This is a genomic window from Bacillus fonticola, assembly GCF_012955605.1.
In the GTDB taxonomy this organism is placed as follows: domain Bacteria; phylum Bacillota; class Bacilli; order Bacillales; family JC228; genus Bacillus_CG; species Bacillus_CG fonticola.
The window spans coordinates 435,750-457,814 of the sequence record NZ_CP052135.1 but is presented as its reverse complement, the minus strand read 5'-3'; the positions used below and the strand labels follow the sequence as shown (position 1 = coordinate 457,814).

Genomic DNA, 22,065 nt, shown 5'->3' with positions numbered 1-22,065 from the left:
CACAACTAGGGTGGATCCTCTCACGACACAATCCGAGTTCATCTCTGATGAGTCTGGGATATGTGCTTAGTTAGTCTGGATTCCGCACACTGTCTGCGCATATGAGTAATCATTTACAGTATGCTTGGTGAAAAGATCTTCAACGTGAACGACTATCCTGCGTTTCCGGTATCCTATTCCTCGCTTTGAGCTCGCTCAACCTCGATCTAACAGCTGCTCCAAAACCTTTTGTACCTCTAACCCATCATGTAGAGTGACTAACGAAGCTGGCTCCCCCTTTACCGCTTTGACAACTTCAGTTAGCAACGCATGCAAATGGTCGTCGCGCTCCATCGGGATTGCCTGCTCCCCTTCTGTGGTACCGATACGCAGTTCACTCCAGTTTGCAAGAGTCAATGTCCCTTTGTCACCGTATAGTGTGAATGAGATGTCCTCTTTTTTCCCGACACCACTTACTCCGTCCACTAAAATTGGCACACCATTCGCTAGTTCCATACGAGCGATAATGCCTGTTTCACACAACTCTGGATCGTCAGGAAATTCTATGTAAGTTTGTACATTTACAATTTCTCCGAACAAGCGTTGGATTAGTTGAATGTAATGCGGACCCACTTCGCGTACAAAGCCACCTTGCTCCCTGCTGCCAATCCAGGCGTTTCTTTGCCATGCACGTGGCCACTCTGGGAAGTGCATCTTCACATCTATTCTCTGCAACACTCCAATGTCGCCTTTTTGAAAACTTTCTTGTAACGAGCGAAACACGTTGCCGTACGTAGTAGGGAAATTCATCGCATGCACGACGCCCGCCTGTTCGACTGCTTGCACCATTTCTTCTGCTTCTTCTATTGAATTCGCTAGCGGTTTTTCACAAAGCAAATGTTTTCCTGCTCGCAGTACTTCTGACACAACATCTCTGTGTCCTTTCGGAGGTACTGCGACGTACACGAGATCAATGTCCGGATTTTGCGTCACTTCATGTACATTTCCACTTATATGTAATCCATCAAACTCTTCTTGTAAAGCTTGTAGCCGCTCTGTATTCGTGTCACATAACACTACCACTTCTGTTTGTGGATGCTGAACAAATTTTCGCAACACCCTTTCTCCTACTGCACCTACTCCTATAATGCCGACTCGTACTATTTGATCGCTCGCCATATTGATACCCCTCCCTCTTCTTCTGTAGAGAGCATACCATGTAATCGAAATGGCTGAAAGATTCGCTATCATTTTGACTTTGCCATTTTCCTTAATCTCAAGTACAATAGTAATATCCTAGTTTCGAGATATTTTTATGGAGGTGCACCATACCATGCAAATTAAAGGAATTCACCACGTATCCGCTCTCACTGCCAATGCTGCTAAAAATTTAGATTTTTACACAGACACGTTGGGCATGAGGTTGGTCAAGAAAACGGTCAACCAAGACGACACTTCTGTTTACCACTTGTTTTATGGCGACTATAAAGGAAATGCCGGCACAGAGCTTACTTTCTTTGAAATTCCGATGGCAGCTCCAAATCATGAAGGGGTGAATAGTATTTCATCTGTTTCACTTCGAGTTCCTTCTGATGAGGCGCTATCGTTTTGGAAAAAACGCTTTGAAAAGCACAACGTTGATCACGAAGAAATCAAAGAAAGAGCCGGTCGTAACACACTCGCCTTCCGTGATTTTGAAGGTCAGCGACTCGCACTCGTTTCTGACGAGAACAACCATGGTGTCAAAGGTGGACAGCCGTGGGAGAAGAGCCCGGTTCCTCAAGAATACGGTATCGTCGGGCTTGGACCAGTTCAACTAACAGTGCCTGCTGCGGATCCAACCATTGATGTGCTCACAAACATACTCGGCTTTAGTCAAGCATCTAATTACCCATCTGCTATACCCGGACAGCCAGACATTCAAGTATACGAAGTTGGCGAAGGGGGAACCGGAGCTGAAGTCCATATCGAGGAGCGTACTGATTTGCCGCCAGAGCGTTTAGGGAGAGGCGGTGTGCATCACGTTGCCTTCCGTGTTGAGGATGATGAGGAGCTGCACGGGTGGATTACCAAGGTCACGGAAGCACGATTCCCGAACTCTGGTTTTGTCGACCGTTACTACTTCCGATCGCTCTACTTTAGAGAGCGCAACCGCATCCTCTTTGAACTGGCAACAGATGGGCCTGGCTTTGATACAGATGAGGACATCAACCATTTAGGTGAAAGTCTCGCTCTTCCTCCATTCCTAGAAGGGCAAAGAGACCGTATTGAGGCTGGACTAAAGCCATTGCCAGTAATCAAATCCTAATTAACCAAAGTCAGCTCACGTGCCTGAGCTGACTTTTGGTTTATCGTATCTTAATAAAAATAGGAGAAGCCAATAAACCAATAGCCATTACGGCAACAACCACTGCAGCCAGCTTATTTTTCTCCTCGAAAAATAATTCCTTAGAAAACCTCAATGTGTATACACAAGTGAATAGAACCACCGCCCAAAATAAAATCTTCAACGTTAATCCCTCACTTTTGGCAATTCTGGTGTTTCCACTTGTTGGCCGAATTCTGTTATCTCAATTTCAAAATTTACGTTGATGTCTAAATTGGGATACGCTTTCTTCCAGTCATATTCCGTATAAGCCTTATTCGTCGAAAACTGCTTTCGGGCTACAAGTGACCAATAAAATGGTTCCCCCTTAAATTCCTCCTGCGTTTTGGCAATGAACTTTTGTGCTTTCTTTCCTAAATCCTCCTCTATAAACCGCTCTAGTAGGGCTTGTTTTTTAAAATCCGTTATGTAGTTTTCAAGACTTGGGATAGCGGTTAACTCAAGCGATAAAGGCACTGTAGCAGTAACTGAAGGCTGCTCCTTCTGCAAATCCATTACTATTTTCGTACTCTCTTTTTTCAACACCCTTGCCCCGATACGATATTCCTCATTTAGTGGATCTTGATACGTAACGAGCATAGATTCGGCCTGACTGCTATTATCTAGTAGCAATGATAACCTTGTTTCCTCTCCGGTCAACACACCGATCATCTTGCCTTCCTGAAACACCGCCGATCCTACCACTTGTGTTGGGTTTCCACCTTCTTTTTCAATTTGCCCAGCATAGAATTCATCTTCGTTAACATCAACACTTCCCTCTTGTTTTGTTGTTGCGTAAATCGCTAAGTATAGATCACCGTCCCCCTCTGTTATTTGCATAAACCGGTGAATATCTGCCGCTGGAGCCAACCCCGTTTCAATCGAGCGATTAATCATGAATTGATAGTATTTATGTGCTCTAGATTCTAACAATGGATTGTTATCTCTTAAGAAGTCACTCGCGTTTTCTCTCGACACAACTATATTCATCTCCCTCCGGACTTCACGATCCCGAATGGTGCCGTACATATGTTGTAGAAAAATAGTTGATCGAGCGAGTTCTTCAGAAACAATTAATGTTTGTGCGTGACTAAATCTTAACCTTTTAGCAACAAAGGCATTTGCCGTGTCACGCGCAGTCGAGAAATCTGGGGCAACAAATGAAACAATTTCTGAAGGAGGCTCATCTGGACTTCCTCCACCCGCTGCCGTGCCAACCTCAGGATTTGCGATTAAAAAGGTCACCTTCACCTTCCCTACCCCGTCCGCTTTATCGAGTCCAATGGCCATGACATACGCTTGTTGCTCAATTTCATTTTGATCATAGCAACCAGCTAGGAGAATGGTACAGCTAAATAGAACGATTATTTTTTTCCTCACGCTTAAATTCCCCCCTCATTTTTGCAACACTCCATAGCAATAAAGGAATAGCGGGAAGGATAAAGGCGACAGTATTTAGTAGAAGCTCCCTCATCTTCAACAATTCAACGCTATTTTCAGGAATTAACCCAACTCCGATCACAAGGACTGAAAACAGAGGCAGTAACTTTTTATAGTCCTTTATATTGCACATCGAAGCAAAAATGAGCACTAATATAAACAAATAAACAGCATATTTTATCACGGATCCTAAAAGCCAAAACGCAAAGTAGACGGTTTCGGTATTTGTCACGTAATCGCCAATAGTAGCGTACCTCGTTAGTTCATGGAACGGATAAGTGACTTGCTTAATCGTTGGGAAATCGAACAGCATATTAAATGCTAAATAATAGATGACAAGTTCAAATAAGGTAATCGACGATCCAATAATCATAGACCTTTTATACGAATTCACATTCCTTATATATGGATAGATCATGCCAAAAAAGATTAACTCTCCATATATAGAGTTTTTAAGAAAGCCTTCTTTTGCTATCGTTTCTATACCGGGACCAAGGAACGGAAATAAGCGCGAAAAAATCAGATCGTCTGAAACTAAAAACAGCAGTAGCGCTAACGGTATTTTTAAGTATGGAAATAAACTCCAACTCACTCTTGCAATCCCCGTAAAACCTTGCTTAGCCAAACTAAAAGTACCGATCATAAACACTATATAAATCAAAAAAACAGGACTGTTCGGGTAGTACATCGTACCAATTATTTCAATATACCCTCGAGTATCAATGACGTTAGCTGCAAAGGATGTCAGAAATAAGACTAACGTGATAAGTAAGCCTAGAGGTTTTCCAAGAACAGTCATAGTTACTTCGATAAGATTTTTATCTTTGTAGTGACGAAGTAATAAAAAGGTCACGTATAAAGGAACGATCATAATGAGCAATGAGATGATAGGAATCATCCAAGAAGCATTCTCGCCGGCCTGTGCCAACATTGTAGGTGTTATGTCCGAAAATTTACTCGCTATCGTAATAATAATGATTGCTGAAAACTCTCTTGTTCCGACTTTTTCTCTATCTTGAATATGCATATGAAACTCCTACGTATTTCTCCGAAGTGGGTCTTTTGCTTTTATGTTACTTGGGCGCAATGTTTCCTTTGTTAATATCCGTCTAAAGATCGTGTCTCCCGATGATTTACCGTGTGGGACCATAGGTGATAAGTAAGGAACACTAAACGATTCGACCATGACAAGGTACGAGTAAATCACTAAGAAGGTTACAGTCACCCCAAAAATACCGAAAAGAGCAGCAGAAAAAGTGAATATAAAACGTGTCATTCGTAACATATAGTTGACACTCACGTCTGAAATTGCAAAGGACGACAAGCCAGTCAATGCAATGACGATGACGATAATGGGACTGACTAAGTTTGCCTCCACTGCCGCTTGTCCAAGAATCAACGCCCCTACAATCCCTATCGTCGGACCTATCGGATTTGGGATACGAACCCCAGCTTCTCTCAATATTTCAAATGCTATTTCCATGAATATAACTTCCACCACAGCGGGAAAAGGTACCTTTTCCCTTGTGGAAGCGATCGCTAATAGCAAGTCTGGGGGGAGCATCTCCGCATGAAAGGTCGATATTGCAATGTATATCGAAGGCGTAAATAAAGCAATAAAAAAAGCACACATCCTAATCAGTCTGCCAAAATTCCCATGGGCCATTTTTAAATTGTGATCCTCAGAAGAATGAAACAATGTCCAGAAAGTAGCCGGTGCCACTAAACAAGCTGGGGAATTTTCTGTAATGAGAACAATATGCCCTTCTTCCAAATAGGACACGGCTCTGTCGGGTCGCTCTGTGTATAAAATAGTCGGCACAATCGATTTCGGCCTATCTTCAATGTACTGTTCTATAAATGAAATACTTTGGACATTATCCGCTACGATATTATGGACTCTCTTTTTCAGAGTCGATAATATTTCCTCGTTCGCAAGGTCGCTCACATACATGATATAGACATTATTTGTAGACCTTTTTCCAACCTGGATGAACTCGGTCACTAAGTTCTTGTCGCGGATCCTTTTTCTAATTAGCGATCGATTTAGGCTGGCGGACTCTGTAAAGGCTTCTTTAGCCCCTTTAATAACCTTTTCGTCTGAAGCACTTTCAACAGCACGATGTGTAAATCCAGTCGTTGAGACGGAAATTGCCTTATCCACACCGTCAAGCAAAATGATGGTGTTTCCATTGTTTAAGTCTTGAGTCACTTTGTCCATCGTATCAATGGTTGTATTCTCTGCATTCGTCATCACAGATTTTACATGCTCGACTATATCTTCGGTGCTACTTTTCTGCGCCTTACTAGACAAAGGGGTAATGATAAATTCTTCAATCTTTTGTGCATCTACCATAGGCTTTACATAGATTAAAACGGCTGCATTGTCTAATGAAGAGATGTGCAATCGTCGTAACGCAACGTCTTCATTTTGTGGTAACAAGAAAATACGTTTAATTCTCGTTACGTTATCCTGTATATTTTGAGATAAGCTGTCTGGTTGTTGATTGTGTTCCGCCATGCCTATCCCTCCATATTTTCCATTTACTCTATCCAAACTATGTAATTTGACACAAACATTCCAATTTAGGCGAATGATTCTCTTAGTGTGCTATGTGTACTTAAAACTATGCACACAAAAAGTTCATGTTCTCGGTGAGGAAAAAATGAAACATATCAATGTGTAATTGTTTCCTCTTTATCACGCAAGGTCGATCTATGGTAGAATCGTGAAAGATGAGCTTTTTTGAAGGAGAAATGCAAATATGATTACGGTTAGCAATGTAAGTCTTCGTTACGGTGACCGAAAATTGTTCGAAGACGTGAATATTAAATTTACCCCAGGCAACTGTTACGGATTAATTGGTGCCAATGGGGCTGGAAAGTCGACGTTCCTGAAGATTTTGTCTGGTGAAATTGAAGGACAAACGGGAGACGTCCACATCACACCAGGTGAACGTTTGGCCATTTTAAAGCAAAATCACTTTGAATATGAGGAATTTGAAGTGCTGAAAACTGTCATTATGGGGCACGCGCGTCTTTATGAAGTAATGCAGGAAAAAGATGCGATTTATATGAAGAGTGACTTCACCGATGAAGACGGCATTCGCGCAGCAGAACTCGAGGGAGAGTTTGCCGAACTGAATGGTTGGGAAGCAGAATCTGAAGCGGCGATCCTTTTGAAAGGACTAGGCATCGGGGAAGACCTCCACACGAAGTTGATGTCCGAGTTAACTGGTTCTGACAAAGTGAAAGTACTACTTGCACAAGCATTGTTCGGCAAACCAGACATTCTACTACTGGACGAGCCGACGAACCATTTAGACCTACACGCGATTCAATGGCTAGAGGAATTTTTGATCAACTTTGAGAACACGGTCATCGTCGTCTCCCATGACCGTCACTTCCTAAACCAAGTGTGTACGCACATGGCCGATCTCGACTTTGCCAAAATTCAATTGTACGTCGGAAACTACGACTTCTGGTACGAATCAAGTCAGCTTGCCCAAAGAATGGCGCAAGATGATAACAAGAAAAAGGAAGAAAAAATTAAAGAGCTCCAAGAGTTTGTGGCACGATTCAGTGCAAATGCATCAAAATCTAAACAGGCAACATCTCGTAAAAAGTTACTCGAAAAAATTACTCTTGACGATATCCAACCTTCTTCCCGCCGCTATCCATTTGTACAATTCTCTATGGAACGGGATATCGGCAACGATTTATTACGTGTTGAAGGTCTCTCCAAAGCTGTAGTTGGTGAAAAAGTACTCGACAACATCAGCTTTACAATGAACAAAGGCGACAAAATTGCATTTGTTGGTAAAGATGAATTGGCCGTTACAACCCTTTTTAAAACACTCATGGAAGAAACCAAGGCAGACGAAGGAACATATAAATGGGGCGTGACAACGAAGCAAGCGTACTTCCCAAAGGACAACTCGAAGTACTTTGAAAACGGGGACATGACCCTCGTCGATTGGCTTAGACAATACTCACCAAACGATCAAAGTGAAAGTTTCCTGCGTGGATTCCTCGGCAGAATGCTTTTCTCTGGCGAAGATGTGTTGAAAAAGCCAACCGTCCTTTCCGGTGGCGAAAAAGTCCGCTGTATGCTGTCGAAAATGATGCTAAGTGGTTCCAACGTATTATTGCTAGATGACCCAACGAATCACCTGGATCTGGAGTCGATCACAGCTTTGAATAACGGACTGGTCAGCTACAAAGGTGCAATTCTCTTTACATCGCACGACCACCAATTCATTCAAACGATTGCCAACCGCATCATTGAAATCACACCCAACGGTATTATTGATAAACAAATGTCGTATGATGAGTATTTGGCTGATGCAGGTGTTCAGAAGCAACGTGAAGCTTTATATGTGTAATATATGAAACCGGTACGATCTGGATTTGAAGGATAAGCTCGGGGTTTTGATGGATAAATCGGGACATTTGATCGATAATTCGAGATGTTTAATGGATAAACCACGTACATTATCATAATAACAGCCCGACTTCTTTGATCAGAAGTTGGGCTATTTACATAGGTAGAAGCGGTGCATATGGAACTGACAACCATCACCTAAAGTGGTTGCTATTGTCATGATAAGTACCACACCAACTTCTGTAGCAGGAAAATACCCCCTTTCAAAGAATGAAAGAGGGCGTTCATGAAAGTAAATAAACGAAGAACTTAAGAAAGGGCTTCTTTCATGCGGGCAAAACGGCGTGTGTGGTCTGTGAGGAATTCAGTGTTTCTGCCAACTTGAATGTAGATAGCATCAACTTTCTTTTCAAGGCGGTCGTATTGTTTTTCAAGTTTATCCAGCCGTTGCTCAACTTTATCCAACCGTTGCTCAACTTTATCCAGCCGTTGCTCAACTTTATCCAACCGTTGCTCAACTTTAACGAGCCTTTGGTCAATACTATCTACTTTTTGCTCAATCTGCGTGACTTTTTCAAGAATTTTGTATAACAGCTTTTCCATTTCCATGTGGGTGAACCTCCTTTCTATACACCCTAGTATAGCAAAATTCCTTTTACCTGCCTATCCTTCTTGCCTATATTTAGTAAGAAAATTGAGTCACCTACTTCCCGAGCATTCTAGCGTTATGTCTGCATACATTCTACTATTCTTAACTTATTCTTTAAAACCGATAGACAAAGAACTGATCACACAGGTGGCGCGCGCAACAGGTCGTATTATCACAGCCGAAAACCACAATGTCATCGGTGGACTCGGTTCCGCCGTATCAGAAGTGCTTGGAGAAAAATGCCCTGTACCGATTAAAAGAATCGGTGTTCACGAACAATTTGGTCAGGTCGGAAACGCAGATTATTTACAATCCCAGTACAAACTTCGCGCAGTAGACATAGTGGGTGCGGCGAAGCAATTGCTCAATGAATGAAGTGCTGATTAGTCCTTTGAACGTGGGGTTCGTCCCTTGAATTGGGGATTCGTCCCTTTGAACGTTGGATCTTCCTCTTTACTCCAGGTATTTCCCCTTTAAAAGGTGTGCGAACTTTGCAAGGTGCTTAGCAAAGTTCGGCACTTTTGGTAGTGTATAATTTTCACGTTGGCTGAATTCGTTGTTTATACCCCGTCAAAAACGACAAAAACACATGCACCCCTGCCTTCACCGTTGCCTGCGCCACATCCTTCACTGGATCTAGGCATACGATATCCATCGCTCTTACCTTGTCACATTTCCCCACCAAACGGACAGCCTCAAACAATTCGTCGGTATACATGCCCCCCGGTGTCGCGGCTGGCGCACCGGGCCCAAAACTGATATCTAATACATCCATGTCTACTGTAAGGTAAATGGTGTCTACCTTTTGTGAAAGATCATGTAAAGCGGTTTTAATTGTCTGTTCAATACCCTGTTTTCTCGCTTGCTTCATTGTGACGTAATGAACTCCCATTTCGTCGGCAGTTTCTTTCAATGAGCGTGCATTAAAGAAACCGTGGAGTCCAATGTTGTATACGTCTTCACCTTTGACTACGCCATTTTCGATCAAGTTTCGAACCGGTGTCCCATTGCTCGGTCCTTGATCGCGTAGGTCACGTAGATCAAAGTGAGTATCCAACTGCAAAATACCGATGCGCCCTTCATGAACATCCTGCCATCCCTTCACTAGCATCGCAGTAATCGAGTGATCCCCCCCGATCATAATCGGCAGCACGTGAGGATGGTGCGTTTGCATTGCGACCATCGCTTCTCGAATGTTTTGATGGCAAGCTTGTATATCAGTCACATGCTGACGAACATCGCCTACATCCACTACACGCACATCCGCAAGATCTACTTCTTCATCTAGGTTATACGTTGTAAACGATGACCACGCACGCCGAAAAGCAAGAGGATGCTCACTCGCTGCCGAAGCGCTAATGGACGAGCGTGACAACGGAACACCAAGGATAGCTACATCGTAAGTAGCCCAGTCCACCTCATCACTAGCAATTGTTTGCACCCATTCGTGTACTTTCGGTTCGGTCCCTTCTATGGGTTTTGTCCACTGGAAAGGAGGTGGCGTCAAGAAAGGGTATGGATACTTCATCAAAATGACAGCCCCTTACCAGCCGCTTCTGCCACAATGCGACCGCCCTTCACGACGGTGTGCACATGATTTACCCCGTAATGATACGGAATGTACATATAATTCGGCGCATTCCAAACAACTAAATCCGCCTGGCGCCCTACAATAAGCTGCCCTGCCTCATGTCCGCGACCAATCGCATGAGCAGCATTGACCGTTACCGCATTCCAAATTTCCTCTGGTGTCATGTTCATTTTGAGAGCTGCTAATGACATAATGAGCTGCAAGTTTTCAGTCGGCGAGCTTCCCGGGTTAAAGTCTGTCGCGAGCGCAACCGCTACCCCATCATCCAGCATCTTTCTTGCTCTTGCAAATGACTCCTTATTTAGATAAAAAATAGTTCCCGGTAAAAGGACCGCAATCGTTCCGGACTCGGCTAAATCTTTAATGCCTTTGTCAGAAGCTCCAACTAAATGATCTGCTGAGATTGCCCCAAGCTCTGCAGCTAATTCTGTGCCACCTAACGGATCAATCTCGTCAGCATGAATCTTGATGCCGAACCCTTTTTCCTTCGCCCTTTGCAAGTAACGTCGGGATTGTGCCACGGTGAACACGCCTGTTTCTGTGAAAATGTCGACAAACTCAGCTAAGTTTTCTTCCTTGATTGCGTCCAGCATGTTGAGCATTTCATCCAAAAAAGCATCCGGATTTTCCTTGTGTGAAGCTGGGATGGCGTGTGCACCTAAAAACGTCGACACAATACTCATCGCGTGCTGTTCCTGGAGCTCTTTCACTACCTCTAATTGCTTACGCTCTGTGTCTATCTCAAGTCCATACCCACTTTTCGCTTCTACAGTCGTCGTTCCATGAGAAAGCATGCGATCTAAGTGGAAAGCAGCCTTCTTGTACAAAGCTTCTTTCCTCGCTATCCGTGTCGCCTCTACCGTCGAATGAATACCTCCACCACGTTGTAAAATCTCTAAGTACGGTACTCCTTGTAACTTCAAAGATAGCTCATGCTCGCGGGAACCGCCGAATACGACATGCGTGTGCGGGTCCACTAATCCTGGTGTGACGAGTCTACCTTCGCAGTCTATGACCCGATCAGCTGGGATGCTCGCATCTGCTCCTATATAGGCAATTTTTCCATCTGCCACGCCAACAACTGCGTTCTCAAGAACAGGCAACTCTTGCATCGCCTTTCCCGCTCTGATCCCGTTCGACTCCATCGTCAGTAGCTGACCTATATTTCCAAACAATACATCTACCTTTTGTACCACGTAAACAGCTCCATTTCATTATTTTTTGCGCGAAACCGTGTCGATTGTGCGCGAAACTTTGTCGATTGCGCGCGAAACTTTGTCGATTGTGCGCAAATCCTGGTTATCTATTCCCAATTCTCTCTCATCGGAATGTCGACGCCCTTCTCCTTTGCAACATTCTCTGCCAACTCATACCCTGCATCAGCGTGACGAATGATGCCCATGCCTGGGTCTGTTGTGAGTACACGTTCAAGGCGCTCCTCAGCGAGATCTGTTCCGTCTGCCACGACGACCATTCCTGCGTGAAGAGAATAGCCCATACCGACCCCGCCACCATGATGCACGGATACCCAGCTTGCTCCGGCTGATGTGTTCACTAGCGCGTTCAAAATCGCCCAGTCCCCGACTGCGTCACTGCCGTCCAACATGGCCTCGGTTTCTCGATTTGGTGAAGCCACAGATCCGCAATCCAAATGATCACGTCCAATGACGATCGGTGCTTTCAACTCTCCATTCCGCACGAGCTCATTGATCGCGAGTCCCATCTTTTGACGTTCGCCATATCCTAACCAACAAATGCGGGAAGGCAAGCCTTGGAAGGACACTTTTTCCTGTGCCATGTCAATCCAACGACAAAGCTGCTCGTTTTCAGGAAACAATTCTTTAATTAATCGGTCTGTTCGATAAATATCTTCCGGATCACCAGAGAGCGCTACCCAACGGAACGGTCCTTTACCTTCGCAAAAGAGCGGGCGAATATAAGCTGGAACGAACCCCGGAAATGCAAACGCGTCTTCGAGTCCTTCATCCTTTGCTACTTGACGAATGTTGTTTCCATAATCAAATACGATGGACCCACGTTTTTGAAATTCCAACATTGCTTCAACGTGCATTCTCATGCTCTGCTTAGACAAGGTCACGTACGCTGTTGGGTTTTCGCTTCGCAACTCATTTGCTGCTTGCAACGTGTATCCTTCAGGAATGTAGCCGTGCAGGGGGTCGTGTGCTGACGTTTGGTCGGTTACGATATCGATTTTCACACCGCGTTTAATGATTTCGTGATGAACCTCAGCGGCATTGCCAAGAAGTGCAATGGAAAGCGCCTCCCCTTTTGTTTTCGCATCCTCAGCCCACTTGAGAGCTTCGTCCAACGATTCTGTCATCCGGTCACAATACTTTGTGTCCAACCTTTTTTGAATCCGTTCGCGATCTACCTCGACGACGAGAACGACACCACCATTCATCGTAACCGCTAGTGGCTGAGCACCACCCATGCCCCCAAGTCCAGCAGTGAGTGTCAATGTACCTTGCAAACTATCATTGAAGTGCTTCTTGGCAAGGGCAGCAAACGTTTCATAGGTTCCTTGCAAGATTCCTTGTGTCCCGATGTAAATCCAGCTACCCGCTGTCATTTGTCCGTACATCATCAACCCTTCTTTTTCAAGCTGATGAAAGTGCTCCCAGTTTGCCCACTTCGGTACAAGAACAGAATTGGATAACAATACGCGTGGTGCTTGGGAATGCGTTCGGAACTTCCCAACCGGCTTCCCTGACTGAATGAGCAAAGTTTCATCGGCTTCGAGCGCCTTCAGTGACCGCACAATCGCATCGTAGCTTTCCCAATTGCGAGCTGCCTTACCGATCCCACCGTACACGATGAGGTCTTCTGGCTTTTCAGCTACTTCCGGATCCAAATTGTTCCGAAGCATGCGTAAAACCGCTTCTTGCTCCCAACCTTTACACTCTAACTCCGTACCTCTTTTTGCTTGAACGACTCTTTTTTGAACTGTCATATTTTCATCTCCCTTTGTTTTAATTCACTTTCCTTCAACCAGTCGGTCATCACTTCTATGTCTGTAGAGAAAATCCGGTCTACTGTGATTGGCGGTACAATGTTTCTAGCCGATGTGTAGAAATCCCTTGTCGCAGAAGCCATTTTCTCTACCCCTCGGAACTGCGCAGCCGTCATTGCACAAATCGCTTCAATCGCGAGTACTCTGCGCACGTTACCGATAATTTGATACGCGTGTCTCGACCCTATCGTCCCCATACTGACGTGATCCTCTTGATTGGCTGATGAAGGAATCGAGTCTACACTAGCTGGATGCGCTAACGTTTTGTTTTCAGACACGAGAGATGCTGCCACGTACTGCATAATCATCGCCCCTGACTGCAAACCAGGCTGCGGACTGAGGAACGGAGGAAGATCACTCAACTGCGGGTTCACTAGTCGTTCGATTCTGCGCTCTGAAATATTAGCGAGCTCGGCGACCGCAATTTTCAAGAAGTCCATCGCAAACGCAATCGGCTGTCCATGAAAGTTTCCACACGAAATGACTTTATTCCCTTTATCAAATAGTAGTGGGTTATCCGTCGCCGCATTCATCTCAATCTCCAATTTTTCTTTTACGTAGTTTAAAGCCTGCCACGTAGCACCGTGTACTTGTGGAATACACCGTAACGAGTACGCGTCTTGTACTCGTATCTCCCCTTGCCTTGTTGTCAGCTGACTATCAGACAAATACGATCGGAATCGCTCGGCCACCTCCACCTGCTCCCGGTAGCCACGAGCAAGGTGAATGTCTTCATCGAACGCATCAATAATGCCTTGCAGCCCTTCCATCGTCATCGACGCGATCACTTCAGATTGGTGGGCGAGCTTTTCTGCTTCTAAGTAGGCAACTACTCCCATGGCGGTCATCGCTTGCGTGCCGTTAATGAGTGCCAATCCTTCTTTTGCGGTTAATGTGAGTGGCGTGATCCCCTCTTTGACAAGTGCTTGCAACGACGGCACTTGCTCTCCTTTGTAAAATACTTCTCCCTCACCAAGGAGGACTAGCGCCAAATGGGATAGTGGCGCTAAATCCCCACTTGCTCCTAACGATCCTTGCTGCGGGATAACCGGATGAATGCGAGCGTGAAGTAGATCAACAAGACGCTCAATGACGACCGGCCGCACACCAGAATATCCTTTGAGCAGAGCGTTTGCCCGCAATAGGACCATCGCCCGCGAAACGATTTCAGGAAACGGCTCCCCGACCCCGCACGCATGCGAATGAATGAGATGTAGCTGGAGTGCCTCTACATCATCCTTTTGAATGAACACATCACTAAACTTGCCGAATCCAGTCGTAATCCCATACACCACTTTGCCGTCGCGTACAATGTCTTCTACTGCCTGTCGACTCTCTTCCACCTTCTTCATACTCTCTGGGGAAATTTGCACATCTTCCCCGGCAAATAAAATTCGGCTCGCTTCAGTAAGGGAAAGACGCTCGCCTGTCAATGTCACCATGTTATTGTTCTCCTCTCTGTAGATGCTTTACCAAAGTAAAGGACAAATAAAAAAGGGAACTATACCACGAAATCGTACTGATTTCGTTTGTATAGCCCCCTAATGTCTAATTACTATGGGCAGTTATTTAAATATGATTGATTCCTAATCCAATCGTTTCATGCTCCAAGCCTTTCACGGGTGCTCCGATTGTGCCGTACAGAGATACCGCCAACCAATCACCTTCCCGCTCGTCATCGTAAGGATTTCCGCGTATTACGGCAAACTTCAAACCAACCGTTCTTAACACAGATCCTAATTGCACTTGACCTCGCGTTACTCCATGAAGCGCTTCGATAATGGCATGGTACAAGGCATGAGATTCACGATACAACTCAGCTTGAATAAGGTCATTCTTCTTCGCAGCCGTTTCAATTGCAGCTACCACTTTATGGGCTTCCATCGAGCCGACTTTCCCCGTACAAGCTCTCCACCCTAGCTGCGTAAGCAACTGCTCCTCTTCACCTTGATCATCGTGAAGCAAAAGAAGAATCGCACGCTGACCAATTCGCCGTTCCTTCGATAAAGCCATACTGTCACAACTCTTTCACAATAGGATACTAGTAAACTTACCACTAATGACTAAATTATCTTACAATCATTGTATGCGCATTCATTTGAGGAAGTCAAGGAGAGTTGAGCTTGAGAATGGGTAAACTGCTTTTATGCTGGATTTCGGAGCTCTAATGGGCGAGCCAGGCACTTAATAAATAGGAACTTCTGCTAAGAACGCGCCGTCCTTAGCGCAACGCAGAAGCACCAACATCCTGTTGGCGGAGGCACGCGTACTTCATATTAAATCTGTACAAGAAAAGAGGTAGCCTGCATGAATACTACAACCAGTCGGTGGCGGCAACCGACATTATTACTAAGCGGAATCGGTATTTCAAGTTTAGGGGATTGGATTTATTTAATTGCCATCAATCTTTTAGTACTGCAAATGACTGAGTCACCATTAGCTGTTGCCGGATTGTATTTGATCAAGCCAATCGCTGGCATGCTTACAGGATTATGGGCTGGAAGCTTGATTGACCGTCTTGATAACCGGCGCTTGATGATCGTGCTTGATGTTGCGCGGGCACTGTTAATCATCACCATTCCTTTTATGCCGAACATCTGGGCAGTGTACGGAGTCACTTTTGTTCTAGGAGTAGCCAGTCACATTTTTATGCCGACCTCGATGACGTATGTTACGTTGCTCGTTCCAAGTGAACAGCGAAAAAGATTTAATTCAATTCATCATTTGTTAACGTCTGGTGCCTTTATCATTGGCCCTGCATTAGCTGGTGTGCTGCTTTTGCTCGGCCCAATTGACGTGGCTATTTTCATCAATGCAGGATCCTTTTTGATCGCGGCTTTCATTCTATATTTGTTACCAAGCCTGAGCGCGACTTCTAATGACGAGACTATAGGTACACGGTTCTCTCTTCAAACCATTGTATCGGATTGGAGTCGGGGCGGAATATTTGTGCGCCAAGCCCCTTACGTCGTGTGGATTTATGCATTGTTTCAGCTCACGTTTGTCCTTGCTCTTGGGTTGGATTCGCAGGAAGTCGTCTTCTCTCAACAAGTCCTTTCATTATCAGATAGCGAGTACGGTTTGTTGGTGAGTCTTACGGGAATAGGATATTTAGCTGGGTCTATTTTGAACAGTGCGATCGTTCACCTTTTGTCACTCCGACTTCTACTTGGGGTGGGAACGTTCATGACAGCAGTCGGCTATGTGTTGTTCTCGATCTCCACCTCGTTTATAACCGCTATCCTTTCCTTCATGTTACTCGCGTTTTTTATGGCTTTTGCTAGCACCGGGATGACGACATTTTATCAGCAGCATGTTCCAACGCAAATTATGGGTCGCTTTGGTAGCGTCATGGGCACGTGCCTAGCCGTCGTGCAAATCGCTTCCACATTAGGAATTGGATTGGCGGGAGAAATCAGCTCGGTTAGAGTCGTATTCATTATTTGGTCAATTATCATGTTACTCGTCACAATAGTATTAGCGATTTTGACCTTTCAACGAAAAAAGGTTTCCTATTATGCGGAAACTCCAAGTGTAAACACGTAATTAACTCATTACGAAAGAATAGTTTTTTTCTCAACATCACATCTTAAGTACAAGGAGATGATCATATGGATGATAAAAGGAATTTGCATGTAGAAACGACACCACATCCGGACGGCGAGTACGAAAACGTTCATAACGACGCGACAGGAAAACAGATGGGCATTTATATTGAAGACAAAACGGACCCAAGTGGTGATGAAGATCCGTTCCACATATCTCAGGCAACAAACAATAAGATGAAGGAAAATGAGTTAAAGAAAATAAACGATTTTATTGGAGGTAAACCTGCGAAAGAATAACAGTATGTATTGGTTTTGATAGATAAGGTCTGGGGTTCATTTCCAGGACCTTACACAAGCAAACCGGGAATAAATTCACATTCCCTTTTCCCTCTTGATGTGATAGTATTTAGTAATTCGAAATATTATTCTTAGGGCAAGGTGTGTCCACGTGATGGATCTTCTGACAAAGAGGATTCATTTTTGTTTTTAGTCGTATGAAAGAAGGGATATACTTTGGTTCAAACAAATAAGGAACCGTTATGGACAAAGTCGTTTATTATGCTGATGGTTGGAAACTTATTTGTCTTTATGTCATTTCAAATGCTCATTCCGACCTTGCCCCCATACATTCAATCTCTAGGGGCTTCTGGTTTAGAAATCGGTTTGGTCACGTCGTTATTTTCCATTGGTGCGATTCTCATCCGTCCGTTTATTGGTTTTATGCTAGAATACAAGACTCGAAAACCGCTCGTATTAATAGGCGTTGTTTTACTTTTACTTATCACCGTCATTTATCCATTGTCGCAGGTCGTTGTGATCTTCCTACTTTTCCGATTTGTTCACGGGCTTGCATGGGGATGGTCAACAACAGTGAATGGAACAGCGGCCGTCGATGTTGTCCCGAACTCCAGACTAGGTGAAGGTATGGGTTACTTTGGTCTTTCCATTACACTAGGTATGATTATTGCCCCAAGTCTAGGAATCTATTTATTCCAGACTACAACCTTTACAAATCTGATTTATATTTCTAGTGCTTTAAGCGTGATAGCGGTAGTTCTACTAGCAACCGTACACTATCACACACCTGAAGTGGTGAAAAACACAAAAAAAGAAGAGTTGAAATTCTCTTACCTCGGATCTTTAATAGAGAAATCAAGCTGGTATCCTGCATTCGTTACGATCATCATCACGTTTGGATACGGTTCGATCGTGACTTTTATCGTCATTTTCGGTGAAGAGCGCGGCATTGATCAAATTTTCCTATTCTACTTATTTAACGCGATTATGGCTTCGCTATTTAGACCAATCGCAGGAAAATGGTTTGACCAAAGAGGCCCACGAGGTCTAGTGCTGATCTGTATCGTGCTAACCTTCATCGGGATGTGGGTGCTTTCCTTTGCTTATTCAAACTTGTTTATCGCAATTGCTGGTATGTTGTTTGGAATAGGGTTCGGTTCTCTAATCCCGACGCTTCAATCCTGGACACTGTCCAAAACTCCAGCGAATCGTCGCGGAGTCGCTAACGGCATGTTCTTTTCATCCATTGACCTTGGTATCGGCTTGAGTGGCCTCGTATTTGGTGTCATCGCCCAATACGTTGATACTGGTACGTTATTTCAAATTTCCAGCGTGTTCCTTATCGTTGCATTCGTGATGACGATGATGGAAGGACGAAAAGGGAAAACAGCGGTTTCCAGAGAGCAAACGGCTTCCTAATTACAAAAGAGGCACAGACCGTCATTGGTTTTGTGCCTCTTTTTGTTGTTACTTTTTATCAGCTGAGTACGTCCAGCCGTCCTCTTGGCGTATTTTTCTCTCTTTCATGAGCTTCCCTAATGCACGCTTGAAGGCAGCTTTGCTCATGCCAAACCTTCTTTGAATTTCATCGGGATGACTTTTATCCCCGTATGGCATGGAGCCGTTTCTTTTTTCAAGGTAGGCAATAATTTTTTGGGAGTCGTCATCCATCTTTTCTTGTTTTCTAGGGAACAACGATACGTTCAACGAGCCATCATCTTTTACATCGATGACTCGCCCGTCAACTAAAGCTCCTAAACGCGGCTCCTTTGGTCGCTCGCTTTCATGCACAAAGCAACGGTATCCTTCTTCCGTGAGCAAAAAGGTGCCTACTCTTAGCAAGCGGTACACCCGACCCTTGATATCTTTATTTTTCATATCGGCAGGCGCCTTTGTCGTAATTTGCTCAATGACCTGCTCCGTCGCAATCTTTCCGTACAGTAGACCATTACGATCAGCCTTCAACGACATGTACAGCTTGTCGCCTTCCGCAGGCCAGATTTCCTGATAAATAGGGAGATCGTCCGGAGAGATCAAAATGTCTTTCATCACTCCGATATTTACGAACACGCCTAGTCCTCTTTGTACCCCGACTACTTCCGCCCATCCGTTACGCCCTACTTGGACATCTGGCACATTCATCGTCGCGGCTAATCGACCCTCTTTGTCCTGAAATAAAAAAACGTCCACCTCTTCATCTAAACCTACTTCCCCTACGATTTCCGACTGATGAAGTAACACACTATCTCTACCGTCTGTTAAGAAATAACCAAACGGGACTTCACGGTCAACCGATAGGGACATGACTGTTCCTGGTTGTAGATTGTTCACTATGTATAATTGCCTCCTTTATTTATTAGCTGAACCCCTTTAGACGAATTTTCTATTCTTTATTTAAAATGCGCACACAGCTCTTTTCTAATCGTACTCAAGTGCAAGGTACGGCCTGTTCCGTACGCCGTACCTTGTTTTTGCAACTCATTTATTTATCCAACTTTAACTTCGCTAAAGCATCAGCCAAGGCCGTATTAATCGGCTCTTCTTTGTCCTGCCTCTTCATATACTGGTTCACTTCACGCTTCGACACATTTTTGTGCTGGTTCTTTTTACGTCGCTCGTTGAAAGAAGAAAGCTTTTCGCGATGGCCGCATTTGCAAACGAATAGCTGCCCTTCGCCTTCTCCTACGAGCTCTAGTTTTTTACGGCAGTTCGGGCAGCGGGCATTTGTCGTTTTCGCAATGTTTTTCCGGTGTCCACATTCACGATCCTGGCAAACGAGCATTTTCCCCTTCTTGCCTTTTACTTCAAGCATGAGCTTCCCACAGTCAGGGCATTTCGTTCCCGTTACATTATCGTGTTTGAATCTAGCTTTGCTGTCTTTAATTTCGTTCACGGCTGTTTTCGTGTACGTTTTCATCTCTGCAATAAATGCTTTTTGTTGGAGAGTGCCTTTTGCGATTTGCTCCAGTTTTTGCTCCCATTCTGCGGTAAGGGCCGGCGATTTCAAATCCTCAGGAACGAGGTCTAGCAACTGCTTTCCTTTGTTTGTAATGAAGATCTCTTTGCCTTTTTGCTCAATCAAGAAGCTGTTGAAGAGCTTTTCGATAATGTCTGCTCTTGTCGCCACTGTTCCAAGACCACCTGTTTTACCGATCGTTTGAATAAGATCTTTGCTTTCTCCTTGCATGAATTTTGCAGGGTTTTCCATTGCTGACAGCAGAGATCCTTCGTTAAATCGTTTCGGTGGCTTCGTCTCGCCAGATGTTTGGGTGAGTGATGTCACGTGAAGAGATTCGCCTTTGATCATGTTCGGTAGGAGCTGATCATCCACGTCTTCCTCATCGTTAGAAACAACCTCTCCATAAACCTCTTTCCAACCCGCTGCGAGGACTGTTTTCCCTTTTGCTGTGAACAACTCCTCACCAATTTTCGCGTGGACTGTCGTTTGTTCATACTCAAAAGCTGGATACAACACTGCTAAAAACCGCTTCACAATCAGATCGTATATATTTCTTTCCTTGTTACTTAACGATTGCAAATTTGCCCGTTGCTCTGTCGGGATAATTGCGTGGTGATCGGATACTTTGCTATTATCGACGAAAGATTTTTTCGCTTGAATTGGCGATGATACGAGTTTTGATGCTATTTTTGCATACGGCTGGACGCGACATGCTTCAACCCGATCCTTTAACGTGTCTACCATATCAGTTGATAAGTAGCGTGAATCTGTACGCGGGTACGTGACAAGCTTATGTTGCTCGTACAGCTTCTGCATGAGCCCTAGTGTCTCTTTTGCCGAGTAATCAAACTTGTTATTTGCCTCTCGCTGAAGCTCCGTCAAGTCATACAGCTGTGGAGCAAAACTCTTTTTGTTTACTTTATGAATGTCTGTGATCGTCGCTTTTTTGTTTTGCAGCTGGCGAGTGAGTTGATCGATCTTCCCTTGATCAAATGTTCTCGTACTTTTTGATTTCGCATCCTGCCACGTTAGCTTCAGCTTGTCCGTTGCGGCGAGCATCCCGAAGTACGACTTTAGTTTAAAGTTCTTGATTTCTGCCTCGCGCTCAGCAATCATGGCGAGAGTTGGGGTTTGCACACGTCCACAAGAAAGTTGGGCGTTGTATTTTGTCGTGAGCGCACGCGTCGCATTAATCCCCACGTACCAGTCCGCTTCAGATCGCGCAACAGCAGACGCATATAAATTTTCGTACGCCTTCCCACTTTTTAAGTTGGCAAACCCGTCGAGAATCGCCTTATCTGTTACAGATGAAATCCACAATCTTTTAATAGGCTTGTTGATACGTGCTTTTTCAAGTATCCATCGTGCTACAAGTTCTCCCTCACGCCCCGCATCAGTTGCGATAATGATCTCTTGCACGTCTTTTCTGTTCATTTGCGCTTTCACAGCACTGTATTGCTTGCCCGTTTGTTTTATCACGACAAGCTTTAACGGAGATGGCAGCATCGGTAGATCCTCGATACGCCAGGATTTATATTGATCCCCATATACTTCAGGCTCAGCTAACGTCACAAGATGACCGAGTGCCCACGTCACGATATATTTGTCACCCTCGAAAAAGCCGTTCCCTTTGCGCTGACAGTTCAATACACGGGCAATGTCTCTTCCGACAGATGGCTTTTCTGCTAATACTAAACGTTTACTCATGAAGACAGTCCTTTCAAAATGTATACTATTTGTAGCATACCATGTTCTGTCGGTACGAAGCACACAACATCCTTTCAAATAAAAAGCACCGGAAGTCTTTTTTATAAGACATCGG

At 44.5% G+C, this 22,065-nt stretch carries 18 protein-coding genes; 6 read left to right on the top strand and 12 right to left on the bottom strand.

All coding sequences use genetic code 11. The features are described 5' to 3' along the window. Positions 1–195: 195 nt before the first annotated feature. Positions 196–1,158 (bottom strand): Gfo/Idh/MocA family protein, encoded by a 963-nt coding sequence (locus tag HHK01_RS02205; protein ID WP_170006231.1) that lies wholly within the window; start codon positions 1,156–1,158, stop codon positions 196–198. A gap of 154 nt (positions 1,159–1,312) precedes the next feature. Between HHK01_RS02205 and HHK01_RS02200 the strand changes: the two genes are divergently transcribed. Next, entirely contained in the window at positions 1,313–2,287 is a 975-nt protein-coding gene (locus HHK01_RS02200; RefSeq protein WP_170006230.1) for a ring-cleaving dioxygenase, read from the top strand. A 204-nt stretch (positions 2,288–2,491) separates the two neighbouring features. Here the strand turns inward: HHK01_RS02200 and HHK01_RS02195 are convergent, their stop codons facing one another. Genes HHK01_RS02195 through HHK01_RS02185 form a run of 3 tightly spaced genes read right to left on the bottom strand, consistent with a single transcriptional unit; the run spans position 2,492 to position 6,305 of the window. Further along, positions 2,492–3,724: a Ger(x)C family spore germination protein gene (locus HHK01_RS02195; RefSeq protein WP_170006229.1), complete on the bottom strand. Its 1,233-nt coding sequence runs from the start codon at positions 3,722–3,724 to the stop codon at positions 2,492–2,494. Continuing rightward, a complete protein-coding gene (locus HHK01_RS02190) occupies positions 3,696–4,811 on the bottom strand; it encodes a GerAB/ArcD/ProY family transporter (RefSeq protein WP_170006228.1) in 1,116 nt (371 codons plus the stop codon). Before HHK01_RS02190 ends, HHK01_RS02195 begins: the two co-directional genes overlap by 29 nt. Positions 4,812–4,820: 9 nt before the next feature. Continuing rightward, complete coding sequence (locus HHK01_RS02185) at positions 4,821–6,305, bottom strand: spore germination protein (protein ID WP_170006227.1); 1,485 nt, start codon at positions 6,303–6,305, stop codon at positions 4,821–4,823. 244 nt (positions 6,306–6,549) lie between these two features. Here HHK01_RS02185 and HHK01_RS02180 point away from each other — a divergent pair, with 244 nt between their 5' ends. After that, entirely contained in the window at positions 6,550–8,169 is a 1,620-nt protein-coding gene (locus HHK01_RS02180) for an ABC-F family ATP-binding cassette domain-containing protein (RefSeq protein WP_170006226.1), read from the top strand. 308 nt (positions 8,170–8,477) lie between these two features. Here HHK01_RS02180 and HHK01_RS02175 read toward each other — a convergent pair whose 3' ends face one another. After that, a complete protein-coding gene (locus HHK01_RS02175) occupies positions 8,478–8,777 on the bottom strand; it encodes a coiled-coil domain-containing protein (RefSeq protein ID WP_170005846.1) in 300 nt (99 codons plus the stop codon). Between the two features lie 118 nt (positions 8,778–8,895). Here HHK01_RS02175 and HHK01_RS02170 point away from each other — a divergent pair, with 118 nt between their 5' ends. Next, entirely contained in the window at positions 8,896–9,192 is a 297-nt protein-coding gene (locus HHK01_RS02170; RefSeq protein ID WP_228027624.1) for a transketolase C-terminal domain-containing protein, read from the top strand. 163 nt (positions 9,193–9,355) lie between these two features. Here the strand turns inward: HHK01_RS02170 and HHK01_RS02165 are convergent, their stop codons facing one another. The 5 genes from HHK01_RS02165 to hutP all read right to left on the bottom strand — a co-directional run bounded on the left by HHK01_RS02165 (position 9,356) and on the right by hutP (position 15,452). Then, complete coding sequence (locus HHK01_RS02165) at positions 9,356–10,345, bottom strand: agmatinase family protein (protein WP_170008620.1); 990 nt, start codon at positions 10,343–10,345, stop codon at positions 9,356–9,358. Then, complete coding sequence (gene hutI / locus HHK01_RS02160) at positions 10,345–11,553, bottom strand: imidazolonepropionase (protein WP_407646948.1); 1,209 nt, start codon at positions 11,551–11,553, stop codon at positions 10,345–10,347. The genes HHK01_RS02165 and hutI overlap by 1 nt, the downstream gene beginning before the upstream one ends. Positions 11,554–11,711: 158 nt before the next feature. Continuing rightward, positions 11,712–13,379, bottom strand: coding sequence for a urocanate hydratase (gene hutU / locus HHK01_RS02155; protein ID WP_170006223.1), 1,668 nt, complete (start codon positions 13,377–13,379; stop codon positions 11,712–11,714). Continuing rightward, positions 13,376–14,881 (bottom strand): histidine ammonia-lyase, encoded by a 1,506-nt coding sequence (gene hutH, locus HHK01_RS02150; protein WP_170006222.1) that lies wholly within the window; start codon positions 14,879–14,881, stop codon positions 13,376–13,378. The genes hutU and hutH overlap by 4 nt, the downstream gene beginning before the upstream one ends. A gap of 127 nt (positions 14,882–15,008) precedes the next feature. Beyond that, positions 15,009–15,452, bottom strand: coding sequence for a histidine utilization transcription antiterminator HutP (gene hutP, locus HHK01_RS02145; protein WP_170006221.1), 444 nt, complete (start codon positions 15,450–15,452; stop codon positions 15,009–15,011). A gap of 294 nt (positions 15,453–15,746) precedes the next feature. Between hutP and HHK01_RS02140 the strand changes: the two genes are divergently transcribed. The 3 genes from HHK01_RS02140 (at position 15,747) to HHK01_RS02130 (ending at position 18,703) form a co-directional block, all read left to right on the top strand. Then, the gene (locus HHK01_RS02140) at positions 15,747–16,985 is read left to right on the top strand and encodes an MFS transporter (RefSeq protein ID WP_170006220.1); all 1,239 of its coding nucleotides are present in this window, start codon (positions 15,747–15,749) and stop codon (positions 16,983–16,985) included. Positions 16,986–17,050: 65 nt separating this feature from the next. Beyond that, positions 17,051–17,284 carry a hypothetical protein gene (locus HHK01_RS02135; protein ID WP_170006219.1) on the top strand — a complete coding sequence of 78 codons (234 nt, stop codon included), beginning with the start codon at positions 17,051–17,053 and terminating at the stop codon, positions 17,282–17,284. Positions 17,285–17,545: 261 nt separating this feature from the next. Continuing rightward, complete coding sequence (locus HHK01_RS02130) at positions 17,546–18,703, top strand: MFS transporter (protein WP_170008619.1); 1,158 nt, start codon at positions 17,546–17,548, stop codon at positions 18,701–18,703. A 48-nt stretch (positions 18,704–18,751) separates the two neighbouring features. On the opposite strand, the gene HHK01_RS02125 is transcribed toward HHK01_RS02130, so the two are convergent. Further along, on the bottom strand, positions 18,752–19,615 hold the full coding sequence (locus HHK01_RS02125) for a CvfB family protein (RefSeq protein WP_228027623.1): 864 nt from the start codon (positions 19,613–19,615) through the stop codon (positions 18,752–18,754). Positions 19,616–19,766: 151 nt separating this feature from the next. Further along, the gene (locus HHK01_RS02120) at positions 19,767–21,950 is read right to left on the bottom strand and encodes a DNA topoisomerase III (protein ID WP_170006218.1); all 2,184 of its coding nucleotides are present in this window, start codon (positions 21,948–21,950) and stop codon (positions 19,767–19,769) included. Between the last annotated feature and the right edge of the window lie 115 nt (positions 21,951–22,065).

Coding starts and splice junctions, on each gene's coding strand:
- HHK01_RS02205 (WP_170006231.1), bottom strand. CDS start 1,158: ATGGCGAGCGATCAAATAGTACGAGTCGGCATTATAGGAGTAGGTGCA.
- HHK01_RS02200 (WP_170006230.1), top strand. CDS start 1,313: ATGCAAATTAAAGGAATTCACCACGTATCCGCTCTCACTGCCAATGCT.
- HHK01_RS02190 (WP_170006228.1), bottom strand. CDS start 4,811: ATGCATATTCAAGATAGAGAAAAAGTCGGAACAAGAGAGTTTTCAGCA.
- HHK01_RS02185 (WP_170006227.1), bottom strand. CDS start 6,305: ATGGCGGAACACAATCAACAACCAGACAGCTTATCTCAAAATATACAG.
- HHK01_RS02180 (WP_170006226.1), top strand. CDS start 6,550: ATGATTACGGTTAGCAATGTAAGTCTTCGTTACGGTGACCGAAAATTG.
- HHK01_RS02175 (WP_170005846.1), bottom strand. CDS start 8,777: ATGGAAATGGAAAAGCTGTTATACAAAATTCTTGAAAAAGTCACGCAG.
- HHK01_RS02170 (WP_228027624.1), top strand. CDS start 8,896: ATGTCTGCATACATTCTACTATTCTTAACTTATTCTTTAAAACCGATA.
- HHK01_RS02165 (WP_170008620.1), bottom strand. CDS start 10,345: ATGAAGTATCCATACCCTTTCTTGACGCCACCTCCTTTCCAGTGGACA.
- hutI (WP_407646948.1), bottom strand. CDS start 11,553: ATGGAGTCGAACGGGATCAGAGCGGGAAAGGCGATGCAAGAGTTGCCT.
- hutU (WP_170006223.1), bottom strand. CDS start 13,379: ATGACAGTTCAAAAAAGAGTCGTTCAAGCAAAAAGAGGTACGGAGTTA.
- hutH (WP_170006222.1), bottom strand. CDS start 14,881: ATGGTGACATTGACAGGCGAGCGTCTTTCCCTTACTGAAGCGAGCCGA.
- hutP (WP_170006221.1), bottom strand. CDS start 15,452: ATGGCTTTATCGAAGGAACGGCGAATTGGTCAGCGTGCGATTCTTCTT.
- HHK01_RS02140 (WP_170006220.1), top strand. CDS start 15,747: ATGAATACTACAACCAGTCGGTGGCGGCAACCGACATTATTACTAAGC.
- HHK01_RS02135 (WP_170006219.1), top strand. CDS start 17,051: ATGGATGATAAAAGGAATTTGCATGTAGAAACGACACCACATCCGGAC.
- HHK01_RS02130 (WP_170008619.1), top strand. CDS start 17,546: ATGCTGATGGTTGGAAACTTATTTGTCTTTATGTCATTTCAAATGCTC.
- HHK01_RS02120 (WP_170006218.1), bottom strand. CDS start 21,950: ATGAGTAAACGTTTAGTATTAGCAGAAAAGCCATCTGTCGGAAGAGAC.